The sequence below is a fragment of the Pseudomonas sp. PDM17 genome, from assembly GCF_014851985.1.
GTDB lineage: Bacteria > Pseudomonadota > Gammaproteobacteria > Pseudomonadales > Pseudomonadaceae > Pseudomonas.
Genome location: NZ_JACVAT010000006.1, coordinates 59,417 through 80,987 on the forward strand (window position 1 = coordinate 59,417; position 21,571 = coordinate 80,987).

General features: G+C 62.5%; 20 protein-coding genes. 11 read left to right on the forward strand and 9 right to left on the reverse strand.

Annotated features, from left to right (window positions below):
• Nucleotides 1-177 precede the first annotated feature (177 nt).
• The 3 genes from modC to modA are packed head-to-tail and all read right to left on the reverse strand — an operon-like array spanning nt 178 to nt 2,742.
• The gene (modC, locus tag IB256_RS21410; RefSeq protein ID WP_192404018.1) at nt 178-1,281 is read right to left on the reverse strand and encodes a molybdenum ABC transporter ATP-binding protein; all 1,104 of its coding nucleotides are present in this window, start codon (nt 1,279-1,281) and stop codon (nt 178-180) included.
• Between the two features lie 7 nt (nt 1,282-1,288).
• On the reverse strand, nt 1,289-1,975 hold the full coding sequence (gene modB / locus IB256_RS21415; protein ID WP_138212850.1) for a molybdate ABC transporter permease subunit: 687 nt from the start codon (nt 1,973-1,975) through the stop codon (nt 1,289-1,291).
• 11 nt (nt 1,976-1,986) lie between these two features.
• The gene (modA, locus tag IB256_RS21420; RefSeq protein ID WP_045217828.1) at nt 1,987-2,742 is read right to left on the reverse strand and encodes a molybdate ABC transporter substrate-binding protein; all 756 of its coding nucleotides are present in this window, start codon (nt 2,740-2,742) and stop codon (nt 1,987-1,989) included.
• A 128-nt stretch (nt 2,743-2,870) separates the two neighbouring features.
• Between modA and IB256_RS21425 the strand changes: the two genes are divergently transcribed.
• Nucleotides 2,871-3,299 (forward strand): TOBE domain-containing protein, encoded by a 429-nt coding sequence (locus IB256_RS21425; RefSeq protein ID WP_192404020.1) that lies wholly within the window; start codon nt 2,871-2,873, stop codon nt 3,297-3,299.
• Nucleotides 3,300-3,517: 218 nt separating this feature from the next.
• Here IB256_RS21425 and IB256_RS21430 read toward each other — a convergent pair whose 3' ends face one another.
• The 3 genes from IB256_RS21430 to IB256_RS21440 all read right to left on the reverse strand — a co-directional run bounded on the left by IB256_RS21430 (nt 3,518) and on the right by IB256_RS21440 (nt 6,632).
• Nucleotides 3,518-5,143 (reverse strand): ATP-binding protein, encoded by a 1,626-nt coding sequence (locus IB256_RS21430; RefSeq protein WP_225601894.1) that lies wholly within the window; start codon nt 5,141-5,143, stop codon nt 3,518-3,520.
• Nucleotides 5,144-5,369: 226 nt separating this feature from the next.
• Nucleotides 5,370-5,924, reverse strand: a complete 555-nt coding sequence (locus IB256_RS21435; protein ID WP_151186426.1) for a GNAT family N-acetyltransferase — start codon at nt 5,922-5,924, stop codon at nt 5,370-5,372.
• Between the two features lie 3 nt (nt 5,925-5,927).
• Complete coding sequence (locus IB256_RS21440; protein WP_192289124.1) at nt 5,928-6,632, reverse strand: response regulator; 705 nt, start codon at nt 6,630-6,632, stop codon at nt 5,928-5,930.
• Between the two features lie 759 nt (nt 6,633-7,391).
• Here IB256_RS21440 and IB256_RS21445 point away from each other — a divergent pair.
• The 5 genes from IB256_RS21445 (at nt 7,392) to IB256_RS21465 (ending at nt 14,666) form a co-directional block, all read left to right on the forward strand.
• Nucleotides 7,392-10,280, forward strand: coding sequence for a ribonucleoside-diphosphate reductase subunit alpha (locus IB256_RS21445; RefSeq protein WP_138212845.1), 2,889 nt, complete (start codon nt 7,392-7,394; stop codon nt 10,278-10,280).
• A gap of 238 nt (nt 10,281-10,518) precedes the next feature.
• Nucleotides 10,519-11,766: a ribonucleotide-diphosphate reductase subunit beta gene (locus IB256_RS21450; protein ID WP_081518061.1), complete on the forward strand. Its 1,248-nt coding sequence runs from the start codon at nt 10,519-10,521 to the stop codon at nt 11,764-11,766.
• 126 nt (nt 11,767-11,892) lie between these two features.
• On the forward strand, nt 11,893-13,014 hold the full coding sequence (locus IB256_RS21455) for a hypothetical protein (protein ID WP_192404022.1): 1,122 nt from the start codon (nt 11,893-11,895) through the stop codon (nt 13,012-13,014).
• 201 nt (nt 13,015-13,215) lie between these two features.
• A complete protein-coding gene (locus IB256_RS21460) occupies nt 13,216-13,749 on the forward strand; it encodes an REP-associated tyrosine transposase (protein WP_192404024.1) in 534 nt (177 codons plus the stop codon).
• Nucleotides 13,750-14,198: 449 nt separating this feature from the next.
• Nucleotides 14,199-14,666: a Bro-N domain-containing protein gene (locus IB256_RS21465; protein ID WP_192404026.1), complete on the forward strand. Its 468-nt coding sequence runs from the start codon at nt 14,199-14,201 to the stop codon at nt 14,664-14,666.
• Nucleotides 14,667-15,843: 1,177 nt separating this feature from the next.
• On the opposite strand, the gene ycaC is transcribed toward IB256_RS21465, so the two are convergent.
• A complete protein-coding gene (gene ycaC / locus IB256_RS21470; protein WP_192404027.1) occupies nt 15,844-16,473 on the reverse strand; it encodes an isochorismate family cysteine hydrolase YcaC in 630 nt (209 codons plus the stop codon).
• A 355-nt stretch (nt 16,474-16,828) separates the two neighbouring features.
• On the opposite strand from ycaC, the gene IB256_RS21475 reads away from it, so the two are divergent.
• The gene (locus IB256_RS21475; RefSeq protein WP_024763117.1) at nt 16,829-17,050 is read left to right on the forward strand and encodes a DUF1654 domain-containing protein; all 222 of its coding nucleotides are present in this window, start codon (nt 16,829-16,831) and stop codon (nt 17,048-17,050) included.
• A 55-nt stretch (nt 17,051-17,105) separates the two neighbouring features.
• On the opposite strand, the gene IB256_RS21480 is transcribed toward IB256_RS21475, so the two are convergent.
• On the reverse strand, nt 17,106-17,429 hold the full coding sequence (locus IB256_RS21480; protein WP_081518058.1) for a hypothetical protein: 324 nt from the start codon (nt 17,427-17,429) through the stop codon (nt 17,106-17,108).
• Between the two features lie 157 nt (nt 17,430-17,586).
• Here IB256_RS21480 and IB256_RS21485 point away from each other — a divergent pair, with 157 nt between their 5' ends.
• From IB256_RS21485 to IB256_RS21500, 4 genes are all read left to right on the forward strand, one after another.
• The gene (locus IB256_RS21485; protein WP_192404029.1) at nt 17,587-17,859 is read left to right on the forward strand and encodes a hypothetical protein; all 273 of its coding nucleotides are present in this window, start codon (nt 17,587-17,589) and stop codon (nt 17,857-17,859) included.
• An 82-nt stretch (nt 17,860-17,941) separates the two neighbouring features.
• A complete protein-coding gene (locus IB256_RS21490) occupies nt 17,942-18,826 on the forward strand; it encodes a LysR family transcriptional regulator (protein WP_192404031.1) in 885 nt (294 codons plus the stop codon).
• 187 nt (nt 18,827-19,013) lie between these two features.
• On the forward strand, nt 19,014-19,850 hold the full coding sequence (locus tag IB256_RS21495; RefSeq protein WP_192289136.1) for a bifunctional allantoicase/(S)-ureidoglycine aminohydrolase: 837 nt from the start codon (nt 19,014-19,016) through the stop codon (nt 19,848-19,850).
• Between the two features lie 183 nt (nt 19,851-20,033).
• On the forward strand, nt 20,034-20,555 hold the full coding sequence (locus tag IB256_RS21500; protein WP_192289138.1) for a hypothetical protein: 522 nt from the start codon (nt 20,034-20,036) through the stop codon (nt 20,553-20,555).
• A 4-nt stretch (nt 20,556-20,559) separates the two neighbouring features.
• Here IB256_RS21500 and IB256_RS21505 read toward each other — a convergent pair whose 3' ends face one another.
• The gene (locus IB256_RS21505) at nt 20,560-21,408 is read right to left on the reverse strand and encodes a CAP domain-containing protein (RefSeq protein WP_081518053.1); all 849 of its coding nucleotides are present in this window, start codon (nt 21,406-21,408) and stop codon (nt 20,560-20,562) included.
• Nucleotides 21,409-21,571: the final 163 nt, after the last annotated feature.

Consider the following 21,571-nt stretch of genomic DNA (forward strand, 5'->3'; position numbering starts at 1 on the left):
AGTGAAACGAAGAAGGGCGGCCAATGGCCGCCCTTTTTGTTTCTGATCTATCCGCAAAGCTGGTCGTCAGGAGGCATCTGCAGGATGGCGTGGAGCGCAGCGATACCCATCGCTCCAGCGCACCGGCAGCCTGGGTATCGGCGCGCTCCACCCATCCTACGAGAAGCAGGCGCAGTCTCAGGCCAGCAACGCCACCGATTTGATCTGCGCCCAAACTTCCTGCCCGGCGTGCAGGCCGAGCTGGTCGTGGGAGTAACGGGTGATCCGCGCCAGCAGCGGCGTGCCGGCCACATCCAGCTTCACCAGCAGGTGCGCCGGGTTGTCCGTCGGCACGATCTCGACAACGGTCGCCGGCAGCACGTTGAGGATGCTGCTGTGGGCCGCCGGCTCCAGGCTCAGGCTGACGTCCCGCGCCTGCACCTTGATGCGCAGCGCCCTGCCCTTGTCCATCGGCGCGTGGGCCAGGCGAATGCGCTGCTCGCAGTGGGGCAGCGCCAGGGTCAGCAACCCGTAGTCAGCGTCGTGCCCCAGCACGTGGCCGTCGATTACCACGCCGGCGTCTTCCAGATGGGAGATGGGCAGATCGGTGCGAGCCAGGGTCTCCACCACCGGGCCACTGGCGATGGCCTCGCCCTGGTCCAGCAGCACCAGGTGATCGGCCAGCCGCGCCACTTCATCCGGCGAGTGGCTGACGTAGAGAATCGGGATATCCAGCTCGTCGTGCAGGCGCTCCAGGTACGGCAGGATTTCCGCCTTGCGCTTGAGGTCCAGCGCCGCCAGCGGCTCGTCCATCAGCAGCAGGCGCGGGCTGGTCAGCAACGCCCGAGCCATGCCGACTCGCTGGCGTTCGCCGCCGGAGAGGTGACCCGGCATGCGCTCCAGCAGATGGCCGATGCCCAGCAGTTCGGTGGCCTGCTCCAACGCCACACGGTGCTGGTCGCGCGGCACGCGCTTCATGCCGTAGGTGAGGTTGCGCTTCACCGACAGATGCTCGAACAGGTTGGCGTCCTGGAACACATAGCCCAGCGCGCGCTGGTGCGGCGGCAGGAACACACCGCTCGCGCTGTCCTGCCAGACCTCGCCGTTCACCACCAGCCGGCCGATCGGCGCACGCTCCAGGCCCGCCACGCAGCGCAGACAGGTGGTCTTGCCGGAGCCGGAATGGCCGAACAGTGCGGTCACGCCCTTGCCCGGCAGCTGCAGGTCGACGTCCAGGCTGAAGCCCGAATAGGCGATCTGGAAGCGGGCCTCGATGGCACGCGCGGAAAACTCTTGCGACATGCCCACCTCAGGCCCAGGCCGACCGGCTGCGGCGACTCGCATAGAGCGCCAGCAGGACGAAGAAGGAGAAGATCACCATGCCGCCGGCCAGCCAGTGCGCCTGGGCGTACTCCATGGCCTCGACGTGATCGAATATCTGCACCGACACCACGCGGGTCTTGCCCGGGATGTTGCCACCGATCATCAGCACCACCCCGAACTCGCCCACCGTGTGGGCAAAGCCGAGGATGCTGGCAGTGATGAAGCCCGGCCGCGCCAGCGGCAGGACCACGGAAAAGAAGGTATCCAGGGGGCTCGCGCGCAAGGTCGCGGCGGCCTCCAGCGGCTTGTTGCCGATGGCCTCGAAGGCGTTTTGCAATGGCTGCACCACGAAGGGCAGCGAATAGAACACCGAGCCCACCACAAGCCCGGCGAAGGTGAACGGCAGGCGCCCCAGCCCCAGGCTCTCGGTCGCCTGGCCGATGACGCCGTGGGGGCCCATGGTGATCAGCAGGTAGAAGCCGATCACCGTCGGCGGCAGCACCAACGGCAGCGCCACCACCGCTCCCAGCGGACCTTTCAGCCAGGAGCGGGTGCGCGACAACCACCAGGCGATCGGCGTGCCGATCAGCAGGAGGATCAAAGTGCTCAGGGCGGCCAGCTCGATGGTGAGCCGGATGGCCAGGAAATCCTCCTGCGTGAGGGGCATCGCTATTCCTTGAAGGCTTAGAGTTCGTAACCGTAGGACTTGATCACCGCAGCGGCCTTCGGCCCTTTCAGGTACTCGACCAGGGCCTTGGCGGCGGCGCTGTCCTTGCCCTTGTTGAGGATCACGGCATCCTGGCGGATCGGGTCATGCAGGTCGGCCGGGACGATCCAGGCGGAACCGCTGGTCACCTTGCCATCCTTGTAGATCTGCGACAACGCCACGAAGCCCAGCTCCGCGTTGCCGGTGGAGACGAACTGGAAGGCCTGGGTGATGTTCTGGCCTTCGACGATCTTGCCGGCGACCTTGTCCTTCAGGCCGAGCTTGTCGATCACCTGGGTGGCGGCCAGGCCGTAGGGCGCGGCTTTCGGGTTGGCGATGGACAGGTGCTTGTACTCGTTCTTCTTCAGCACCTCGCCCTTGGCGTCGACGTAGCCGTCTTTCGCCGACCACAGCGCCAGGGTGCCCACGGCATAAGTGAAGCGTGAACCGGGGACGATTTCCTTCTCTTCCTCGAGCTTCTTCGGCGTGGTGTCGTCGGCGGCGAGGAAGACCTCGAACGGCGCGCCATTCTTGATCTGGGTGTAGAACTGGCCGGTGGCACCGTAGGCGGCGACCAGCTTGTGGCCGGTGTCCTTCTCGAAGTCCTTGGCGATCGCCTGGATCGGCGCAGTGAAGTTGGCGGCGACGGCAACCTGCACTTCATCGGCCAGGGCCGAGTGCAGGGTGAAGCAGGATGCGACCAGCAGAGAAAGACTTGCGAAGCGGTGTTTCATCGTGAGGCTCCAGTGGGTGTTGTTTTTTAAAACTTCGATTTGTCAGGACTGGTCTATAAACTCGGTTCAGCCCCGTGTTACGCCCGGCGCAAAGCCGGCCATTCAAAACGTTCAAGGAGAGTCAGTTCATGAAGGTCAGTGCACGCAACGTGTTCAAGGGCAGCGTCAAGCAGCTGCGCAACGGTGCGGTCAACGCGGAAGTCGTGGTCGCCCTGCCCGGCGGCAGCGAGCTGGTGGCGATCGTCACCGAGGAAAGCGTGAAGAGCCTGAAGCTTGCCCAGGGCAAGGAAGTCATCGCGCTGGTCAAGGCGCCCTGGGTGATGCTGATGACCGAGGCCGACGGCATCCGCCTGTCCGCGCGCAACTGCCTGGCCGGCACGGTGAAGTCGGTCACCGACGGCGCGGTGAACGCCGAAGTCGTGCTGAGCCTGCCGGGCGGCACCGAAGTGGTGGCCGTAGTCACCCGCGATGCGGTCAGTGAGCTGGGCCTGGCGGCCGGCGTGAAGGCGACTGCAGTGATCAAAGCGTCCCATGTGATCCTCGGTGTTCCTGCCTGAAACCCTGCGCGGGCCTGTCGCTGACAGGTCCGCCTGCTGTGCCTGCAAGCGCTCGTTATAGCAAAAATTACATAACGATACCGGTGACTCTGCAATACCCCCGAAGAGAGAGTGATCTCAAAAAGGCTATTTACCGTAGGGAGGGACTGCAGAGTGACGCGGCGAATGCCATCCACCTGTGATGGCACCGCAGCATTCTGCATTTTTTGACTTCAAGGTCAAATATTGTCTTCGACCTTCGGCGCCTGGCGGCGTGGCCACATCAGCGTGAAGCACGCGCCGCCCAGCACTTCGCTTTTGGCGATCTGCGCGCGGCCGCCGTGCCAGTGGATGATCCGCCGCACGATGGACAGCCCCAGCCCATGCCCGCCGGTAACCCGCGCGCGGCTGTCGTCGGCGCGGAAGAACGGCTGGAACAGTCGGTGCCACTGCGCTTCCGGTACGCCGGGGCCGTCGTCCTCCACATCCACCTGGCAGCGGTCCACGCTCACCCGGTAACTGATGCGCACCCGCCCTTCGGCGTAGCGCAGCGCGTTGGTCATCAGGTTCTGCAGCGCGCGATGGAGGTAGCGCGGCTCAGCCTCGATCCAGCTGCCCTGGTCGAACGGCACCAGCGCACCCGCCTCGCAGGTGACGGTAATTTCCCGGCGCAGCGGGGCGATCTCCGACACCACCTGCTCCACCAGCGCGCCCAGCTCGATGCGCTGGTAGCTCAGCGCCGGCGAGCCCTGCTCCAGCCGCGCGTAGGTGAGCATCTCGTCCACCAGCTGGTCGAGGTCCTGAATGTCGCCATCCATGCCTTCCATGTACTTGCGCCGCGCCGTCTCAGTCTCGGCGGACTCGATCATCTCCAGCCCGAAACGCAACCGCGCCACCGGTGTGCGCAGCTCGTGGGATACCGCGCGCACCAGCTCGCGCTGCACCGTCAGCAGCAGGTGCAACTGCTCGGCCATGTGGTTGAAGGCCCCGGCGAGGCGCCCCACCGAGTCCGCGCCGCGCACCTCCACGCGGGTGTCCAGGCTGCCGCGGGCAATGCGCGTGGCGGCGGACTCGAGCCCGCGCAGGCGCTGCTCCAGGCCGCTGATCAGCAGGTACAGGGTCAGGCCGATCAGGGTCAGCGCGACGACCACGATGATCGTCAGCAACTGCGGCGGGTACGGATTCATCTGGTAGATCGGCCCCAGCTCCAGCACCCAGGGCGTGTCGAGTATGCCGGAGAGCACGCGGATCGAATCGCCGCCCTTGCCCAGCGCCATCACCGTGTCGCCCTCTTCCACGCGGCGGCTCTGGTCGTCGTCCAGGTCGACCTCCTTCAGGCGCAGCAGGTGCACCTCGAAGCCGAAACGCTTGTCGCGGACGATGCGCGCCAGGTGATAGGGCTGCTCGCTGGCAGGGTAGCGCTTGAGCTCGTCCATCAGCAGGTAGATGGTGGCGCGCGCCAGTTGCTCGCTGACCTGCTCCACCTCGCCGGTGAGGATCAGCCCTTCCGCTGCACTCACCTGGGTCATCACCTTCACTTCATGGGGCGCGCCGGCCTGCACCAGCACCTGGTCGTTCATCAGCCGCGCCCGGCTGCGCCCTTCCATGCCCAGCGCGTCCAGGCTGGTAAGCTTCAGCGGGATGCCCAGCAGGCGGCTCCACTGGCTCAGCGCACGCTTGCGGTCCACCTCGCTCATGGGCAGCAACTCATCCGCCATCAGGCGGAAGGTGCCGCGCGCCAGGTCCTCGCGGTAACGCTCACCACGCACGTCGTTGACCAGGTGCAAAGTCAAAACCGCCAGCGCGGCGACCGCCACCAGGGTCAGCAGCATGCCGCCGTAGATGCGCAGGAAGATGGATTTCATTGAGGGCTGTTCCGGGGTGACACGGTGCAGGCTGGGAGCACCCTCACCCTAGCCCTCTCCCAGAGGGAGAGGGGACTGTGCGGAGTACGCGTGAAGATTGGCGCCCTGCTCGAATGGCTCGGCTGGCATCGATCACGACAGGACAACACCGAATCGGCAGCTCGCACGGACGGCCCCCTCTCCCCCTGGGAGAGGGTTGGGGTGAGGGCAGGCCCGAGCACCGGACTCACCCTGCCTCCTCCGAGTTGAGCAACCCGTAGTTGTCCAGGCTGAGGAACGCCCCGTCCTTCACCTCGCATTCGCGGCGCCGGCCTTCCAGCGTGAACCCCTGGCGCAGCAGCAGGCGGCCGCTGGCAAGGTTCTCCGTTTCCACCTCGGCCTCGATGCGGTGCACGTTCATTTCGCGGAAGGCGTGGCGGAAGATCAGCGGCAGGCACTCGCCCATCACGCCCTGTCCCCAGTGCTCGGGCAGCAGCCAGTAGCCCAGTTCCAGGCGGCGATGTTCCTGCTGCCAGTTGTTGAAGCCGCAGCCGCCGAGGATGTCCTCGGGCGCATCCGGCCGGCAGATCGCCCACCAGATGCCGCTGCTTTCCTTATAGATGCGCTCGAACCACTCCATCTGCTCGCGGGTGGCTTCCAGCGTCGCGTAGGAGACGCCGTAGTAGCGGATCACCTCGGGATGCGACAGCGCGCGGAACACCGCCGGCTGGTCGGCATCGGTGAAAGCCCGCAGGCGGAAGCGTTCACCATGCAGCTCGGGGAACGGTGGCACGGCGCTCACGGCTCAGAGTTCCCCGACGAACAGGTAGCCCTTGCTGCGCACCGTCTTGATCAGGCGCGGGTGCATCGGGTCGTCGCCGATCTTCGGGCGGATGCGCGAGATGCGCACGTCGATGGAACGGTCCTGGCCGTCGTACTCGATACCGCGCAGGGAGTTGAAGATTTCCTCGCGGGAGAGAATGCGTCCGACGTTGGCCGCCAGCAGCCAGAGCAGGTCGAACTCGGCGCTGGTCAGCTCGATGGTCTGCTCGTCCAGCCAGGCCTCGCGCATCGCATTGTCGATCACCAGCTTGCCGAAGGTCAGGCGCTTGCCGCTCACCGCCGGCGCAGCCTCGGCCGGCTCACTGCGGCGCAGCAGGGCGCGGATGCGCGCCAGCAGCACGCGCGGGCGCACCGGCTTGCACACGTAGTCGTCGGCGCCCATCTCCAGGCCCTGCACCTGGTCCATGTCGTCGGTACGCGCGGTGAGCATCAGGATCGGCCCGTCGTAATCCGGGCGCAGGCGCTTGCAGATGGACAACCCATCCTCACCCGGCAGCATCAGGTCGAGCACCACCAGGTCCGGCCGTTCGGCCAGCACCCGCTCCACCGCCTTGCCGCCATGGGACTCGATGGACACCGCCAGGCCGTTGCTCTCCAGGTAATCCTGGGTCAACTCGGCCAGTCGCTGGTCGTCCTCGACGATGAGAATGCGCGCTTCTTGTTCCACCTTGCCTCCTGATGCGCCATGAGCGAGCACGGCCCCTCTTACTATAGAGAGCCCGCAAAAGCGGCCGGCATTGTAGCCAGATTGCCAGCGCCGCCGCACGCCAACGGCGTAAACAGGCATTGCACGAAAAGGTCAAGGGCTGCTGCGCCAGAAACACTACATATTGTGGTAGTGTTCCTCCCCGCGCAGCGCCCCTTACGCGTGTGAAAAATCTGTCGCCGAGCACGACGAACGGTGAAAGGCAGTCAGCATCAGGGATAGCGCGAGTTACCCCGCTTCACCCACATTCCATGCACATTTTATCCACAGCTTTTCCCCGCCTCCCCGCCTTGCAAACACCCCCTTAGCGCATTATCTTGTATCCCCGTTGCGGTATACCCCTACATCTTGGGGTTACAGCAGCGAACCGGACACAAGAAGAAAGTCGAAATCCCGAGCCTGTTCCACGGCTCCTCCGGTTCCACCACAACGTATTCCAGACGTACTGATGTGCCAGGCGGCCCCGCCCGCGAGGAGCGATTCATGTCGATGGAAATGCGGTACGGGTGTTGCAACGTAACGTTCAACACCACTAGGTATTGTGGTCCCGGCCCGTAAAGCCGGCACCCGAGATGGGCCAGGGAGGCGCTTCGGGTCATTCCCCCTGTTCCAGAAGAATTCCAGCTTGCGGCTGCAATCGCGGGCGACTGCTCTTTATTTCGCAACGACGCCCCGGCGTCAGCAACACACCAAATTACGAGAACGTGGAGACAACCACCCATGCAAATCGACACCACTCGCGAGAACCCGCAGGCCAACGCGCCGCAGGCCGCCGAATCCGCTCAGGATCTGGCTGCCACCGCGCCCGGCCAGCTGCGCGTGATCAAGCGCAACGGCACCGTAGTTCCCTACACCGATGACAAGATCACCGTAGCCATCACCAAGGCGTTCCTCGCCGTGGAAGGCGGCACCGCCGCCGCCTCGTCGCGCATCCATGAGACCGTGCGCCGCCTGACCGAACAGGTCACCGCGACCTTCAAGCGCCGCATGCCCTCCGGTGGCACCATCCACATCGAAGAAATCCAGGACCAGGTCGAACTGTCCCTGATGCGCGCCGGCGAACAGAAAGTCGCCCGCGACTACGTGATCTACCGCGAAGCCCGTGCCAACGAGCGCAAGACCGCCGGCGTCGCCAGCGACATCGCCCAGCCGCACCCGAGCATCCGCATCACCAAGGCCGACGGCAGCACCCAGCCGCTGGACATGGGCCGCCTGCAGACCATCATCCGCGAAGCCTGCGAAGGCCTGGCCGAAGTCGATGGCGCCCTGATCGAACGCGAGACCCTGAAGAACCTGTACGACGGCGTTGCCGAGAAGGACGTCAACACCGCCCTGGTGATGACTGCCCGTACCCTGGTCGAGCGCGAGCCGAACTACTCCTACGTCACCGCCCGCCTGCTGATGGACACCCTGCGCGCCGAAGCCCTGGGCTTCCTGGGTGTCGCCGAGAGCGCCACTCACCACGAGATGGCCGACCTCTACGCACAGGCCCTGGTTGCCTACGTCGAGAAGGGCTCCGAGTTCGAGCTGATCGACAGCAAGCTCAAGGGCTACGACCTGGCCAAACTGGGCGCCGCGATCAACCACGAGCGCGACCAGCAGTTCACCTACCTCGGCCTGCAGACCCTGTACGACCGCTACTTCATCCACAAGGACGGCATCCGTTTCGAACTGCCGCAGGTCTTCTTCATGCGCGTGGCCATGGGCCTGGCCATCGAAGAGAAGGACCGTGAAGCTCGCGCCATCGAGTTCTACAACCTGCTCTCCTCCTTCGACTACATGTCGTCGACCCCGACCCTGTTCAACGCCGGCACCCTGCGTCCGCAGCTCTCCAGCTGCTACCTGACCACCGTTCCGGACGACCTGTCGGGCATCTACAACGCCATCCACGACAACGCCATGCTGTCCAAGTTCGCAGGCGGTCTGGGCAACGACTGGACTCCGGTCCGCGCGCTGGGCTCCTACATCAAGGGCACCAACGGCAAGTCCCAGGGCGTGGTTCCGTTCCTCAAAGTGGTGAACGACACCGCGGTGGCCGTGAACCAGGGTGGCAAGCGCAAGGGCGCCGTCTGCGCCTACCTGGAAACCTGGCACCTGGACATCGAGGAATTCCTCGAGCTGCGCAAGAACACCGGTGACGACCGTCGCCGCACCCACGACATGAACACCGCGAACTGGATTCCGGACCTGTTCATGAAGCGCGTCTTCGACGACGGCAAGTGGACCCTGTTCTCCCCGTCGGAAGTTCCGGACCTGCACGATCTGACCGGCAAGGCCTTCGAAGAGCGCTACGAGTATTACGAAGCCCTGACCGAGTACAACAAGATCAAGGTGTTCAAGGTCGTCCAGGCCAAAGACCTGTGGCGCAAGATGCTCTCCATGCTCTTCGAGACCGGCCACCCGTGGCTGACCTTCAAGGACCCGTGCAACCTGCGCAGCCCGCAGCAGCACGTGGGCGTGGTCCACAGCTCGAACCTGTGCACCGAGATCACCCTGAACACCAACAAGGACGAGATCGCGGTCTGCAACCTGGGCTCGATCAACCTGGTCAACCACATCGTCGACGGCAAGCTGGACACCGCCAAGCTCGAGAAGACCGTGAAGACCGCCGTGCGCATGCTCGATAACGTTATCGACATCAACTACTACTCGGTCCCGCAGGCTCGCAACTCGAACCTCAAGCACCGCCCGGTTGGCCTGGGCATCATGGGCTTCCAGGACGCGCTGTACCTGCAGCACATCGCCTACGGCTCCGACGCTGCCATCGAGTTCGCCGACAAGTCCATGGAAGCGGTGAGCTACTTCGCCATCCAGGCTTCCTGTGACCTGGCCGACGAGCGTGGCGCCTACGAGACCTTCGACGGCTCCCTGTGGTCCAAGGGCATCCTGCCGCTGGACTCCCAGCAGATCCTCATCGAAGCCCGTGGCCAGAAGTACATCGACGTCGACCTGACCGAATCCCTCGACTGGGCTCCGGTACGTGCCCGCGTACAGAAAGGCATCCGTAACTCGAACATCATGGCCATCGCGCCGACCGCGACCATCGCCAACATCACCGGCGTATCGCAGTCCATCGAGCCGACCTACCAGAACCTGTACGTGAAATCGAACCTCTCCGGCGAGTTCACCGTGATCAACCCCTACCTGGTTCGCGACCTGAAAGTGCGCGGCCTGTGGGACCCGGTCATGGTCAACGACCTGAAGTACTACGACGGCTCCGTGCAGCAGATCGAGCGCATCCCGCAAGACCTGAAGGACCTGTACGCCACCGCCTTCGAAGTCGAGACCAAGTGGATCGTCGACGCCGCCAGCCGCCGCCAGAAGTGGATCGATCAGGCCCAGTCCCTGAACCTCTACATCGCCGGCGCCTCGGGCAAGAAGCTGGACGTGACCTACCGCATGGCCTGGTTCCGTGGTCTGAAGACCACCTACTACCTCCGTGCCCTGGCCGCGACCAGCACCGAGAAGTCCACCATCAACACCGGCAAGCTCAACGCCGTGTCGGCTGGTGGCAACGAAGGCCTGCAAGCCGCCGCTGCCGAGCCGCAGCCGGCTCCGGTCCCTCAGGCATGCAGCATCGACAATCCCGACTGCGAAGCCTGCCAATAAGGTGAGCGTGCCGCGAAAGCGGCGCTGACACCGAAACGGCAGACCGCACGGACTGTCCCCTCTCCCTCTGGGAGAGGGCTAGGGTGAGGGGCTCTTCCGGGCCCCTTTTCCCCACCGAACAACAGCCTCCTCCGCCGCGCACCGCGCAGGACGGAAGACGCACAAGCTCTTAGCGTGCACCACACGCCACCAGACATCAGGCCGCCCTAGAACGGCCATCCAGAACAGGAGAGGACCCATGCTGAGCTGGGACGAATTCGACAAAGAAGACGCCACCGAAGCCAAGGCCGCCCCGGCCGTCGCCCAGGCCGCCGCGCAGAACGCTGACAAACTCGACGCCGACGCCGCCGGCTCCGTCGAAGAAGCGCGCGCTGTATCCGCCGACGACTCCGACGCCGTCGCCCGCGCCAAGCAGGCCCTCGACGCCCTGGACATCCAGGAAGGCCTGGACGATCTCGAAGGCTCCGCCGCCCGCGTACAAGTCGGCGACAAGCAGATGATCAACGCCCGCGCCGACCTCAACCAGCTCGTACCCTTCAAGTACGACTGGGCCTGGCAGAAGTATCTGGATGGTTGCGCCAACCACTGGATGCCCCAGGAAGTGAACATGAACGCCGACATTGCCCTGTGGAAGAGCAAGGACGGCCTGTCCGAAGACGAGCGCCGCATCGTCATGCGCAACCTCGGCTTCTTCTCCACCGCCGACTCCCTGGTCGCCAACAACCTGGTGCTGGCCGTCTACCGCCTGATCACCAACCCCGAGTGCCGCCAGTACATCCTGCGCCAGGCCTTCGAAGAAGCGATCCACACCCACGCCTACCAGTACTGCATCGAGTCGCTGGGCATGGACGAGGGCGAAATCTTCAACATGTACCACGAGATTCCTTCGGTCGCTAAGAAAGCGTCCTGGGGCCTCAAGTACACCCGCTCGATCTCCGATCCGAAGTTCGAAACCGGCACCCCGGAGACCGACCGCCAGTTCCTGCGCAACCTGATCGCCTACTACTGCGTCCTGGAAGGCATCTTCTTCTACTGCGGCTTCACCCAGATTCTCTCCATGGGCCGCCGCAACAAGATGACCGGCACTGCAGAGCAGTTCCAGTACATCCTGCGCGACGAATCCATGCACCTGAACTTCGGCATCGACGTGATCAACCAGATCAAGATCGAAAACCCGCACCTGTGGGATGCCCAGATGAAGGACGAGGCCACCCAGATGATCCTCCAGGGCACCCAGCTGGAGATCGAATACGCTCGCGACACCATGCCGCGTGGCGTGCTGGGCATGAACGCCGCGATGATGGAGGACTACCTCAAGTTCATCGCCAACCGTCGCCTGACCCAGATCGGCCTCAAAGAGGAATACCCGGGCACCAGCAACCCGTTCCCGTGGATGAGCGAAATCATGGACTTGAAGAAAGAGAAGAACTTCTTCGAGACCCGCGTAATCGAGTACCAGACCGGCGGCGCGCTGAGCTGGGACTGACGAAAGTAGTAGCACCACCGCAAGTCAAGACCATTAGAAACGCTGTAGACCGAAATGGAATTTTGGGGCAGTGATTAGAAAGCGAAAAGCCCCGCCTAGTGCGGGGCTTTTTTATGGAGCATGGCAATGTACGCCAATGAAAACAACGATAGAATTCAAGAATATATAAAAACACAGAAGCTAAAGAAAAGCCTTCAATCCCTAATAATCATCGCATTTGCATTTACAACACTAATGTTCCTTGCTCGCTTTGAAAGAACCTTTCCAAGCGATATATCCGACATACTCACAAGCATCTCCATAACAGTAACCTGCGTTCTAATTGTCTACTACTACTTACAAACAAGACCAATTTTCCTACCGCGAAATATAATTGAGAGGACCACTCTCCAAGAATTAAAAGCGGCAAGAAGCAGCCTGGAAGAACTGGAAAACTTGTTGTCAATGTACGAAGGCAGCGACAACCCTAACAGCACAGAACTAAAACCTCTCAAAGAGAGAATAAAGAGCTCATACATTGGTCTTTGCCAAGAATGGTTCTCTCCTAGAAACATGCTCAATCTAGATGACTCACTGCTCGCCACAAAAACCGGAATACTAATCCTAAGAAACAATCTGAGCACAACACGAATACATATTCTCGAGCTAATATCGCAAGAACACGAAGATCAAAATACCGAAAATAGAGAAAGCGAGAGAAAAATCGAGAGGACTAGGCTTCTTGGAGAAAGGGCTCACTCTAGAATAACAGGAGAAATAGCGCAGCTTTCCAAGAGAGCCAATATCTACATCTCAATTGGCACAGCAATAACAATTATTGCAGGATACATACTTTACCTAGCCGCTCAAGACTCATACAAAAGCATAATCACGACAGATGGGTCCAATTTAAACGAGTTACTCCAACCAAAGATCTTGCTTGGAGTAACCGTGAAAATATCCATAGTTATATTCATAGAGATATTTGCATTCTATTTCCTAAAACTGCACAAAGAAATAATGGAAAATATCAAATATTATCAAAATGAAATTACAAATATCGATTTAAAAATGGCAGGCCTGAACGCCTCTGAAAGCTCTGACGAGTGCATGAAAATAGCTGTAGAAGAGCTCATCAAGACAGAAAGGAACTTCATAATAAAAGACAAACACACCACCATAGAACTAGAAAAAAGAAAACACGAAAGCACAACAACAAAGGATTTAATAGACACTATATTCAAAGCAATAAAAATAAAAGAAAAATAAATCAACCAATCTCAACAAAGGATTCCTACTTAAGGAATCCTTTTATTAACAAATCACTCTAAACAAGCGAGTAGCCTGGACATCCATCCGGTCCCAACTCCTACGCCGTAGCTGAACTTTGTGTAGGGCGAGTAACGCCCCGCGTTATCCGCCGAATCCCCAAGGTACCCTCCAGACTCCAACCGAGTTCGGAGGGACCCAATGCCAAACTACCGACGCGCCTGGGTGCGGGGTGGCACCTACTTCTTCACGGTCACGCTACGTGACCGCCGCTCCAACCTCCTCACCCAGGAAATCAATCTGCTGCGACGCGTCATCGCCCAGACCAAACGCAACCACCCTTTCCAGATCGATGCCTGGGTCGTGCTGCCGGAACACATGCACTGCCTGTGGACGCTGCCCCCGGGCGACGCCGATTTCGCCACGCGGTGGAAGGTCATCAAATCCGGTTTCGCGCGGCGCATTCCCCACGGAGAGCCGCGGAGCATCGAGCAACAGATGCGCGGCGAGCGCGGTATCTGGCAGCCGCGTTATTGGGAGCATCTGATCCGTGATGAAACGGACTACCAGCGTCACTTCGACTACATCCACATCAACCCGGTGAAACACGGGTGGGTGACGGCGGTGAAGGATTGGCCGTATTCCACCTTTCGCCGGGCGGTTGCCGAGGGCATTTACACCGAAGATTGGGCGGGGGATGTGTCGTTGGATGTGCGGGCGGCGGAGCGGCGGTGAGGTGGATGGCGGATAACTGCTTCGCAGTTATGCGCCCTACGGCAATGCATGCGCCGGCGCTTAGCCCACCCGTAGGGCGAATAACGCGAAGCGTTATCCGCCGCCCAGGTTGACCCGCCCACACCAACGCCATACCCTCACGCCCGGCGCCTAAGAAACGCCTGTCACCTAGCGGCTTGACCGCTCCCGAAAGATAAGCGGCTTTTTTGAGCCTGCGGGATTTTCTCGTCCTCAAAAAAGACTCTGCAACGTCGGGAGTGGGCTAATACAAGACCCGAAAGGGGAATACGTCCGGCCCTCTAGGTGGGGTTTCTTAGCTCCCGGCACCACAGCCCTAAGAAGCTGTTTAGACCTAGCAGAGGTAATGGATATGCCTGTCACCCCCAGCCTTCACCACGAAGGCGCTTCGCTGTACCCGCCCTCTTCGCCCTCCTTCCCGGAGGTGCGCCATGTCTGAAGAGGTCCTGATCCCCACCGAATTCATCCGCCACAAGCGCCTGCTGCGCGCCGTGCTGCTGGAAGACCAGTGCTGGTTCTGCGCCCACGACCTGGGCAGGCTGATCGGTGTTCCATGGCTGGCCGAGCGCGTGGAGCGCAACCTGGACGACGACCAGTTCCGCCGCGCCTGGGTGCGCGATGGCAGCGGCGATTACGTCGATGAACTGCTGATCAGCGAGTCGGCGGTGTATGCGGCGCTGATTCACTACTTCCATCCGGAGAATCGCAGCGTCCGGCAGTGGTTGTCGCTGCATGTGATTCCGGCGTTGCGGGACCAGCATCGGCTGGATGCTGGCGAGCCGAGACGGGAGCTCCTGAGAGGGACGACGACGTTGTCGGTGTTGAAGTGGCAGGGCGTGACCTGGGTGCCCTACCAGAACTGGCCCGAGCTGAGCCTCGGGCCGGAGAGCAAGACGTAGGATGGTGTGGAGCGGAGCGATACCCATCGCTCTGCTCTTCCCATTCGACGCGCGGGCGTTCCCTTGTAGGAGCGGGCCATGCCCGCGATCCGCCGGCAGGGCCGGCGCCCGTTTCGGTGCCTGTGTTGGTCTGTTGCTTCGGAATGGGTGTTTCTGCGCCGCTTCGGCGTACGCGCGGGCTTTTTGTTTCGCCCCCTCGGGCGAGTCCCTTTTGGCAAACGCCCCAAAAGGAACCAAAAGGGCTTGCCCCTGCCATCCGGCTTTTCGCTTCGCGAAAAGTACCCTCGGTTCTTCGGAGTTTCAGGGGGCCGCCGCGAAGGGCCATCCCTGGCCAGTCGCGGCTTCCGCGGCATCCATGCCGCTCTCCCCCTGAAACTCCGATCACCTTCGGCCTCCTGAAAGGGGCATTTCGGCGCGTGCGGTTGTATCGCTGGAAGACTTGCAAGAGCCAAAGCCAGTGCAGCGGCGTTGAGGAGTTTTGTAGGATGGGTGGAGCTTGCGATACCCATGCTGCCCCGCGCACAGCAATCGATGGGTATCGCTGCGCTCCACGCCATCCTACGTTTGTGCTTCGCCGTGGCTTCGGCGTGGATGGAAACTCCAATCGCGGACAAGGTCCGCTCCTACGAAAGCTGGTACGTCGGCGCGGGGATGGTTCGCGAGCAAGCTCGCTCCTACGAAAAGCCAAACCTGCCAATCCCCGGCTCTGGCTCTGGCTCTGGCTCTAAAGGCTTCCAGAGAAATACCAGCGCACTCCGGCCTGCCCCGTTCAGGAGGCCTCGTTGAATTGGAGTTTCTGGGGTTGAGCGACATGGATGTCGAGAGAGCCGCGATGGGCCAGGGATGGCCCTTCGCGGCGGGCCCCTGAAACTTCGATTCAACGAGGGAATTTTTCGCCTAAGCGAAAAACCGGATGTCCGGGGCAAGACCTTTGGTTACTTTGGGGCGTTTGCCAAAGTGACTCGCCCGAGGGGGCGAAACACGAATCCCGAGCGCACACCTAAGCAGCGCTGGAACACCTAGGACAACGCAGCACAACCCAAACAATGGAACGAGGATAGGCGTCGGCCCTGCCGACGGATCGCGGGCATGGCCCGCTCCTACAGGGGGTTCCCTGCAACGCGCAATAAAAAACCGGAGCCTCGCAAGAGGCTCCGGTTTTCATTTCAGCAACCGCTTACTTGGCGGCAGCAAACGCGTTGTAACTGGTCATCAGATTCCGGTAATCCGGAATGTGGTTCGAGCACAGCGCCGCCAGCCCTTCGACATCGTTGCGCCAATCGCGGTGCAGCTCACAGGCCACGCCGAACCAGGTCATCAGCTGGGCGCCAGCCGCTTCCATCCGGCGCCAGGCGGCGTCGCGAGTCATCTCGTTGAAGGTGCCGGACGCATCCGCCACGACGAACACATCGAAACCTTCCGCCAGGGCCGACAGCGCCGGGAACGCCACGCAGACCTCGGTCACCACGCCGGCGATGATCAGCTGCTTCTTGCCAGTGGCCTTCACCGCTTTCACGAAATCCTCGTTGTCCCAGGCATTGATCTGACCGGGGCGGGCGATGTACGGCGCGTCCGGGAACTGCGCTTTCAGCTCGGGAACCAGCGGGCCGTTGGGGCCGGTTTCGAAGCTGGTGGTGAGGATGGTCGGCAGGTTGAAGAACTTCGCCAGGTCGCCCAGCGCCAGCACGTTGTTCTTGAACTTGTCCGGATCGATGTCGCGGACCAGCGAGAGCAGACCGGCCTGGTGGTCAACCAGCAGTACGGCGGCGTTGTCTTTGTCCAGGCGGTTGTAGGTGGCGTTGGTCATGGTGAAATCCTCGATTTGCTTTCAGTGGGTGCCGGCTGCGCCGGAAGATTTGGACTCGTCTTGCAGTGCGTCACTGCATGGAACAAAGATTAAATTCGACACCCTTGATCCACCAGACGGCAAAATTCACTTCTAGCGTTCCATTTTCAGAACGATAGCAACAAGACACCCCGCAAACCCACGGCTCCCAGGGGCGGCCCCCCTGAGCAAACGCCGACCATCACTCCAAGCACCGCCCCAGAGCCCCCGATTTCACGTCCTTCAGAAATCAGCCTACCAACGATCACCCAGGCCTTTACAAGAAATACTGTATTTACATACAGTATTTCCATCCACCCCGAACCGAAGGCCTCCCATGCACGCCGCAACCTACAACCAGCTGTCCGCCCGCGTGAACGCCCTGCTGGCAGACCCGACCACCCTGAAGAACCTCGGCATCACTCTGCGCCGCGAACCCAGCGACGACTCCGCCGCCTGGAGCCAACTGGTCACCGACCTGCGCCAGGCCCCGAACCTGACCCTGCTGCCCCTGCAGGACGGCGCGATCCGGCTGGCCTGGCACAGCTGGCTGGATTGATCCACGAGAGGGAAAGCAAATCAGGATGGACCACAAACTCCCCATCCCAGATGACTTACGGCGAGCTGGTCCGCGCCGTATCGGCGATGGCGTTGCAGGTGGTGGGGTTGAGGCAGTAAGTGATGTAGGTCGCCTGCTTGTTACAGCCGCGCACGCCGATGGTGTATTCGGTGCGCTCCATGGCACGGCGAACCTGGGTGACCTTGCTCGACAGCACGCTGCTGGTGACCGACTCGCAATTGAGCTCGAACTTCGCCCGTGATTCGGTGGCACTGATCGCGGCCTGCTGGTTCGAGGCAAGGAACTCTTCGTTACTCATGCAACCGGACAACGCGGCGACAGCGGCCAGCACCGGCAGGGACAGCGGTAGACGTTTCATGAAGACGCTCTCCGTGTGATTCCCCCGGTAGGGTCAGCTTCTGGAGTCTAGATCGCGCTGAAGGAAACGTCTGACGTGCAGTCCGTCGGCTGATACGGCGCAACGCCACTACGCTTCTACGCTCACCTCTGAGGGTATTGCAGTGGAGCGACGCGTGATGAATCTCGACGACGATTTCAACCTCAGTGATTTCAACTTCGATGACCTGAACATCGATGAACTCAGTCTGGTTCCCATGGAGCCCACCGCCGCGCCCGTTGCGGCGATGCCGGCCAAGCCCAAGGCCAAGTTCCAGATCGACACCCGCCACACCGAGCGCCGTTGCAGCGCCGACCGACGACAATCCATCCGCTTCGAGGACGACCGCCGCAAGGGCGACCGGCGCGGTAGCAGCGTCGGCGATCCCTGGGCGAAGACCATCGACTTCTGAGCGTCGGCAGCGCCAGGTGATTTGCCGGGGCTCGGGCTGAGCTGCTAGAAAGCGGTATCGCATTCAGATTTCCGATACCGCCATGAGCGACAGTGATAAACCGAATACCCGTCTCTTTGACCTCGATCTGCTCCGCGCCATCGTCACGGTGGCCGACTGCGGCAGTTTCACCACGGCCGCTACGCGCCTGCACTCGACCCAGTCCACCGTCAGCCAGAAGATTCGCCGGCTCGAGGAAATGGCCGGGCACCGGCTGCTCGAGCGCGGCAACCGCGATGTGCTGCCCACCGATGCCGGCGACACGCTGCTGGGCTATGCCCGGCGCCTGCTGGCGTTGAATGACGAGATGCTCGAGGCGCTGTCCGGCGCCACCGTGGCGCTGACGGTGCGCATCGGCGTGCCGGACGACTTCGCCAGCGGGCGCACCACCGAGCAATTGGCCGCGTTCAACCGCCGCTATCCACAGGTGAAGCTGGAGGTCACCAGCGGGTTGAGCCGTGATCTGTCCGCCAGCTATGACCGTGGCGAGCTGGACCTGGTACTGCTCAAGCAGCGGCAGAACGCCCGCGAGGCGGTGGCCTGCTGGCCGGAGAAGACGCGCTGGGTGGATAGCGCGAAGAACGCCTGCATCGAGCTGGACCCGCTGCCCATCGTGACCTTCCCGCCACGCGGGGTGTATCGCGACGAGATGATCGCCGCGCTGGAATCCATTGGTCGGCGCTGGCACATCAGTTTCACCAGTTCGAGCCTGTCCGGCATCCAGTCGGCCATCGCCGACGGCATGGGCATCGGCCTGCTGCCGCAGCGCGCGGTAACCACGGAGCACGCCGTGCTGCCGAAGAATATCGGGCTACCCTCGGTGGACGTGTTCGAGGTGGCGATGCTGCACCGGCCAGCGGTGGACCCGATGGTGAAGGAGCTGGCGCGGGTGCTGTCGCGGGTTCTGGCGCAGGACACGAAAGGCTGAGCGCCTCCATCGTCGCATTCAGAAATTGAATACAGCGGATTCCAACATTTAATTTGTGCATGAAGTCGCCGCTGGATATCGTGGTTTCCAGCGACGGCCAGCGCACCGACAGCGCGCCGCTCTGCACGAATTGCTCACCACGGCGCCGCACGCGCCGGGCAGCAAGACAACAATGAGGAATTACCCCATGGCCAAATCCACTTATTACGCGCCGCACGGCGGGCACCCGGCACAGACCGAGCTGCTCACCGACCGCGCCATGTTCACCGAAGCCTATGCCGTGATCCCCAAGGGCGTGATGCGTGACATCGTCACCAGCCACCTGCCCTTCTGGGACAACATGCGCATGTGGGTCATCGCCCGCCCGCTGTCTGGCTTCGCCGAGACCTTCGCGCAGTACATCGTCGAGCTGGCGCCCCAGGGCGGCAGCGACAAGCCCGAGCAGGACATCAACGCCGAAGCGGTGCTGTTCATCGTCGAAGGCGAGCTGACCCTGACCCTGCAGGGTGAAGTGCACAAGATGCAGCCGGGCGGCTACGCGTTCATTCCGCCGGGCGCCGACTACAAGGTGCGCAACACCAGCAGCCAGCACACCCGCTTCCACTGGATCCGCAAGCACTACCAGAAAGTCGACGGCGTACCGCTGCCCGAAGCTTTCGTCACCAACGAGCAGGACATCGAGCCGCGGGTGATGCCCGATACCGAAGGCCGCTGGAGCACCACCCGCTTCGTCGACATGGCCGACATGCGCCACGACATGCACGTGAACATCGTGAACTTCGAGCCGGGCGGCGTGATTCCGTTCGCCGAGACCCACGTGATGGAGCACGGCCTGTACGTGCTGGAAGGCAAGGCGGTGTACCGCCTGAACCAGGACTGGGTCGAAGTGGAAGCCGGCGACTTCATGTGGCTGCGCGCCTTCTGCCCGCAGGCCTGCTACTCCGGTGGCCCCGGTCGCTTCCGCTACCTGCTGTACAAGGATGTGAACCGTCACATGCGCCTGACCCTGAACCAGCCGCACTGAGTGGCAGGTTCAGCCGGGAACTGACTCCGGTTCCCGCAGTGTCACCTGAAAAACCGGCGCCCAGGCGCCGGTTTTTCTTTTGAGCGTCGCCCGTGCCGTGACCGGCCTCGCGTGGCAAGCATGCCCTGGTCTGCTAAAACGTCTGGCTGGGAAATGTTTTGCAGTCGCCGAGGAAACAGGTACATGGAAGTCCGGTTCTTGCCGCAGACCGAGTTCGACAACGTCCATTTCTACCGCGCCGCCACGCTGCTGATTCTGCTGGCGATGGCCGCGTTCACGCTGATCAAGATGTTCAGCGGCGTCGTTCCCCTGTTCTCCGCCCTGCCCCTCTGCCTGCTGCTGCTCGGCGGGCGCTTCGCCTTGGAGTGGCGGCGGGTGTCGAAGGCGGAACCGGCCTTCATCGACAAGGGCGAACTGGTGCTCTGCGGCCAGGAAAGCCACCGGAAGATCGCCCTGGAGAAGATCAGCTCGGTACGCAGCCGCCACAGCCTGTTCATGGTACGGCGCTATCGCTCCTGGTCGGAGCACCTGGCGTTCGTGGAGTTCACCCTGGACAGCGGCGAGCGCGTCTCCACCCTCGCCGAGAGCCGCGTGCTCGAACTTCCCGCGGCCTCGGGCACGCTGGCGGCGGTCGAGTCGGCCATCCTCGCGGCGAAGGTGAAGCGCCAGGGCGGCGAGGCCGACGCCGTCGGCAACGGTCGATGACGGCTCAGGGCGAGCCGAACATGGCCGTCCAGTAGATGCCCGCGTCGCTTTTCGGGTCCGCCGCGTAGGCCGCGCCCAGCTCGCTGTACTGCGGGTTCATCAGGTTGGCGCAATGGCCGGGGCTGGCCAGCCAGCTGTCCACCACCTTCTGCGCGTTGCCCTGGCCGGCGGCGATGTTCTCGCCGATGCGCTGGCCGGCGTAGCCATCCAGTTCCGCGCGGTCGCCCGGCGTGCTGCCGTCGCGGCCCTTGTGGTCGAAATAGTTGTTGTTGGCCATGTCGCGGCTGTGGGCTTCGGCGGTGCCGCCCAGGGTGGCGTTCCAGCTCAGCGCAGCAGCCGGGCCGAATGCCTGGCCGCCGCACTGGCGGCCCTTGCCGCGTGCCGCGTTGATCGCCTGCAACAGTTGCTGGCCTTCGGCTTCCCAGGTGCCCAGCTTGCCCTGCAGCAGCGGGCGGCCGAGCAGCACGCGCCAGTCATCACCCTCGCGGACGATGCCGACATCGACGAACTGCGGGTCCAGCAGCACCTGGCAGAAGCTTTCCTGCAGCGCCTTCATGGCCGCCGTCACATCGCGCGGGCCGGTGAGGCTGAGCATGCGCACGCTGCTCATCGGGTACCCGGCCTGGTTCAGCGCGGCCTTCCACTCCCCCGCAGAAGCGGGCAGCGCCAGACGCGGGTCCGGCGACAGTGGCGGCAGCACCTGGGAGGCCTGGCCACCGCAGGACTGCACGTCGCCACGGTAGGCGTTGATCGCTTCGAGCAGTTGATCCTGGTCGGCCGCGCCGGCATTGGCGGCGGCCAGCAGGCCGAGCGACAACAACAGGCTACGCGGAAGGAACGACTGGCTGGGCATGGATGGCTCCGATGGTCGAAAAGGGCTCAATGATGCGTGATTTCTCGGCGTTTGGCTGCGGCCGGGACGTTCCGGTTCCCTTTGCGGAAAAACCCGGCAACGTTTGCCTGTCCCGGCCTGCAGAGAATTTCCGGGCCGCCTGACATAGGGCAAGAGAGCTCCC

Bases quoted from the DNA above. Each gene is read 5' to 3' on its own strand.
- ycaC (WP_192404027.1), bottom strand. From the start codon at position 16,473: ATGACCAACGCCACCTACAACCGCCTGGACAAAGACAACGCCGCCGTA.
- modA (WP_045217828.1), bottom strand. From the start codon at position 2,742: ATGAAACACCGCTTCGCAAGTCTTTCTCTGCTGGTCGCATCCTGCTTC.
- IB256_RS21430 (WP_225601894.1), bottom strand. From the start codon at position 5,143: ATGAAATCCATCTTCCTGCGCATCTACGGCGGCATGCTGCTGACCCTG.
- IB256_RS21495 (WP_192289136.1), top strand. From the start codon at position 19,014: ATGGCCAAATCCACTTATTACGCGCCGCACGGCGGGCACCCGGCACAG.
- IB256_RS21480 (WP_081518058.1), bottom strand. From the start codon at position 17,429: ATGAAACGTCTACCGCTGTCCCTGCCGGTGCTGGCCGCTGTCGCCGCG.
- IB256_RS21455 (WP_192404022.1), top strand. From the start codon at position 11,893: ATGTACGCCAATGAAAACAACGATAGAATTCAAGAATATATAAAAACA.
- IB256_RS21475 (WP_024763117.1), top strand. From the start codon at position 16,829: ATGCACGCCGCAACCTACAACCAGCTGTCCGCCCGCGTGAACGCCCTG.
- IB256_RS21450 (WP_081518061.1), top strand. From the start codon at position 10,519: ATGCTGAGCTGGGACGAATTCGACAAAGAAGACGCCACCGAAGCCAAG.
- IB256_RS21425 (WP_192404020.1), top strand. From the start codon at position 2,871: ATGAAGGTCAGTGCACGCAACGTGTTCAAGGGCAGCGTCAAGCAGCTG.
- IB256_RS21465 (WP_192404026.1), top strand. From the start codon at position 14,199: ATGTCTGAAGAGGTCCTGATCCCCACCGAATTCATCCGCCACAAGCGC.
- IB256_RS21460 (WP_192404024.1), top strand. From the start codon at position 13,216: ATGCCAAACTACCGACGCGCCTGGGTGCGGGGTGGCACCTACTTCTTC.
- modC (WP_192404018.1), bottom strand. From the start codon at position 1,281: ATGTCGCAAGAGTTTTCCGCGCGTGCCATCGAGGCCCGCTTCCAGATC.
- IB256_RS21485 (WP_192404029.1), top strand. From the start codon at position 17,587: ATGAATCTCGACGACGATTTCAACCTCAGTGATTTCAACTTCGATGAC.
- IB256_RS21490 (WP_192404031.1), top strand. From the start codon at position 17,942: ATGAGCGACAGTGATAAACCGAATACCCGTCTCTTTGACCTCGATCTG.
- IB256_RS21505 (WP_081518053.1), bottom strand. From the start codon at position 21,408: ATGCCCAGCCAGTCGTTCCTTCCGCGTAGCCTGTTGTTGTCGCTCGGC.
- IB256_RS21500 (WP_192289138.1), top strand. From the start codon at position 20,034: ATGGAAGTCCGGTTCTTGCCGCAGACCGAGTTCGACAACGTCCATTTC.
- IB256_RS21445 (WP_138212845.1), top strand. From the start codon at position 7,392: ATGCAAATCGACACCACTCGCGAGAACCCGCAGGCCAACGCGCCGCAG.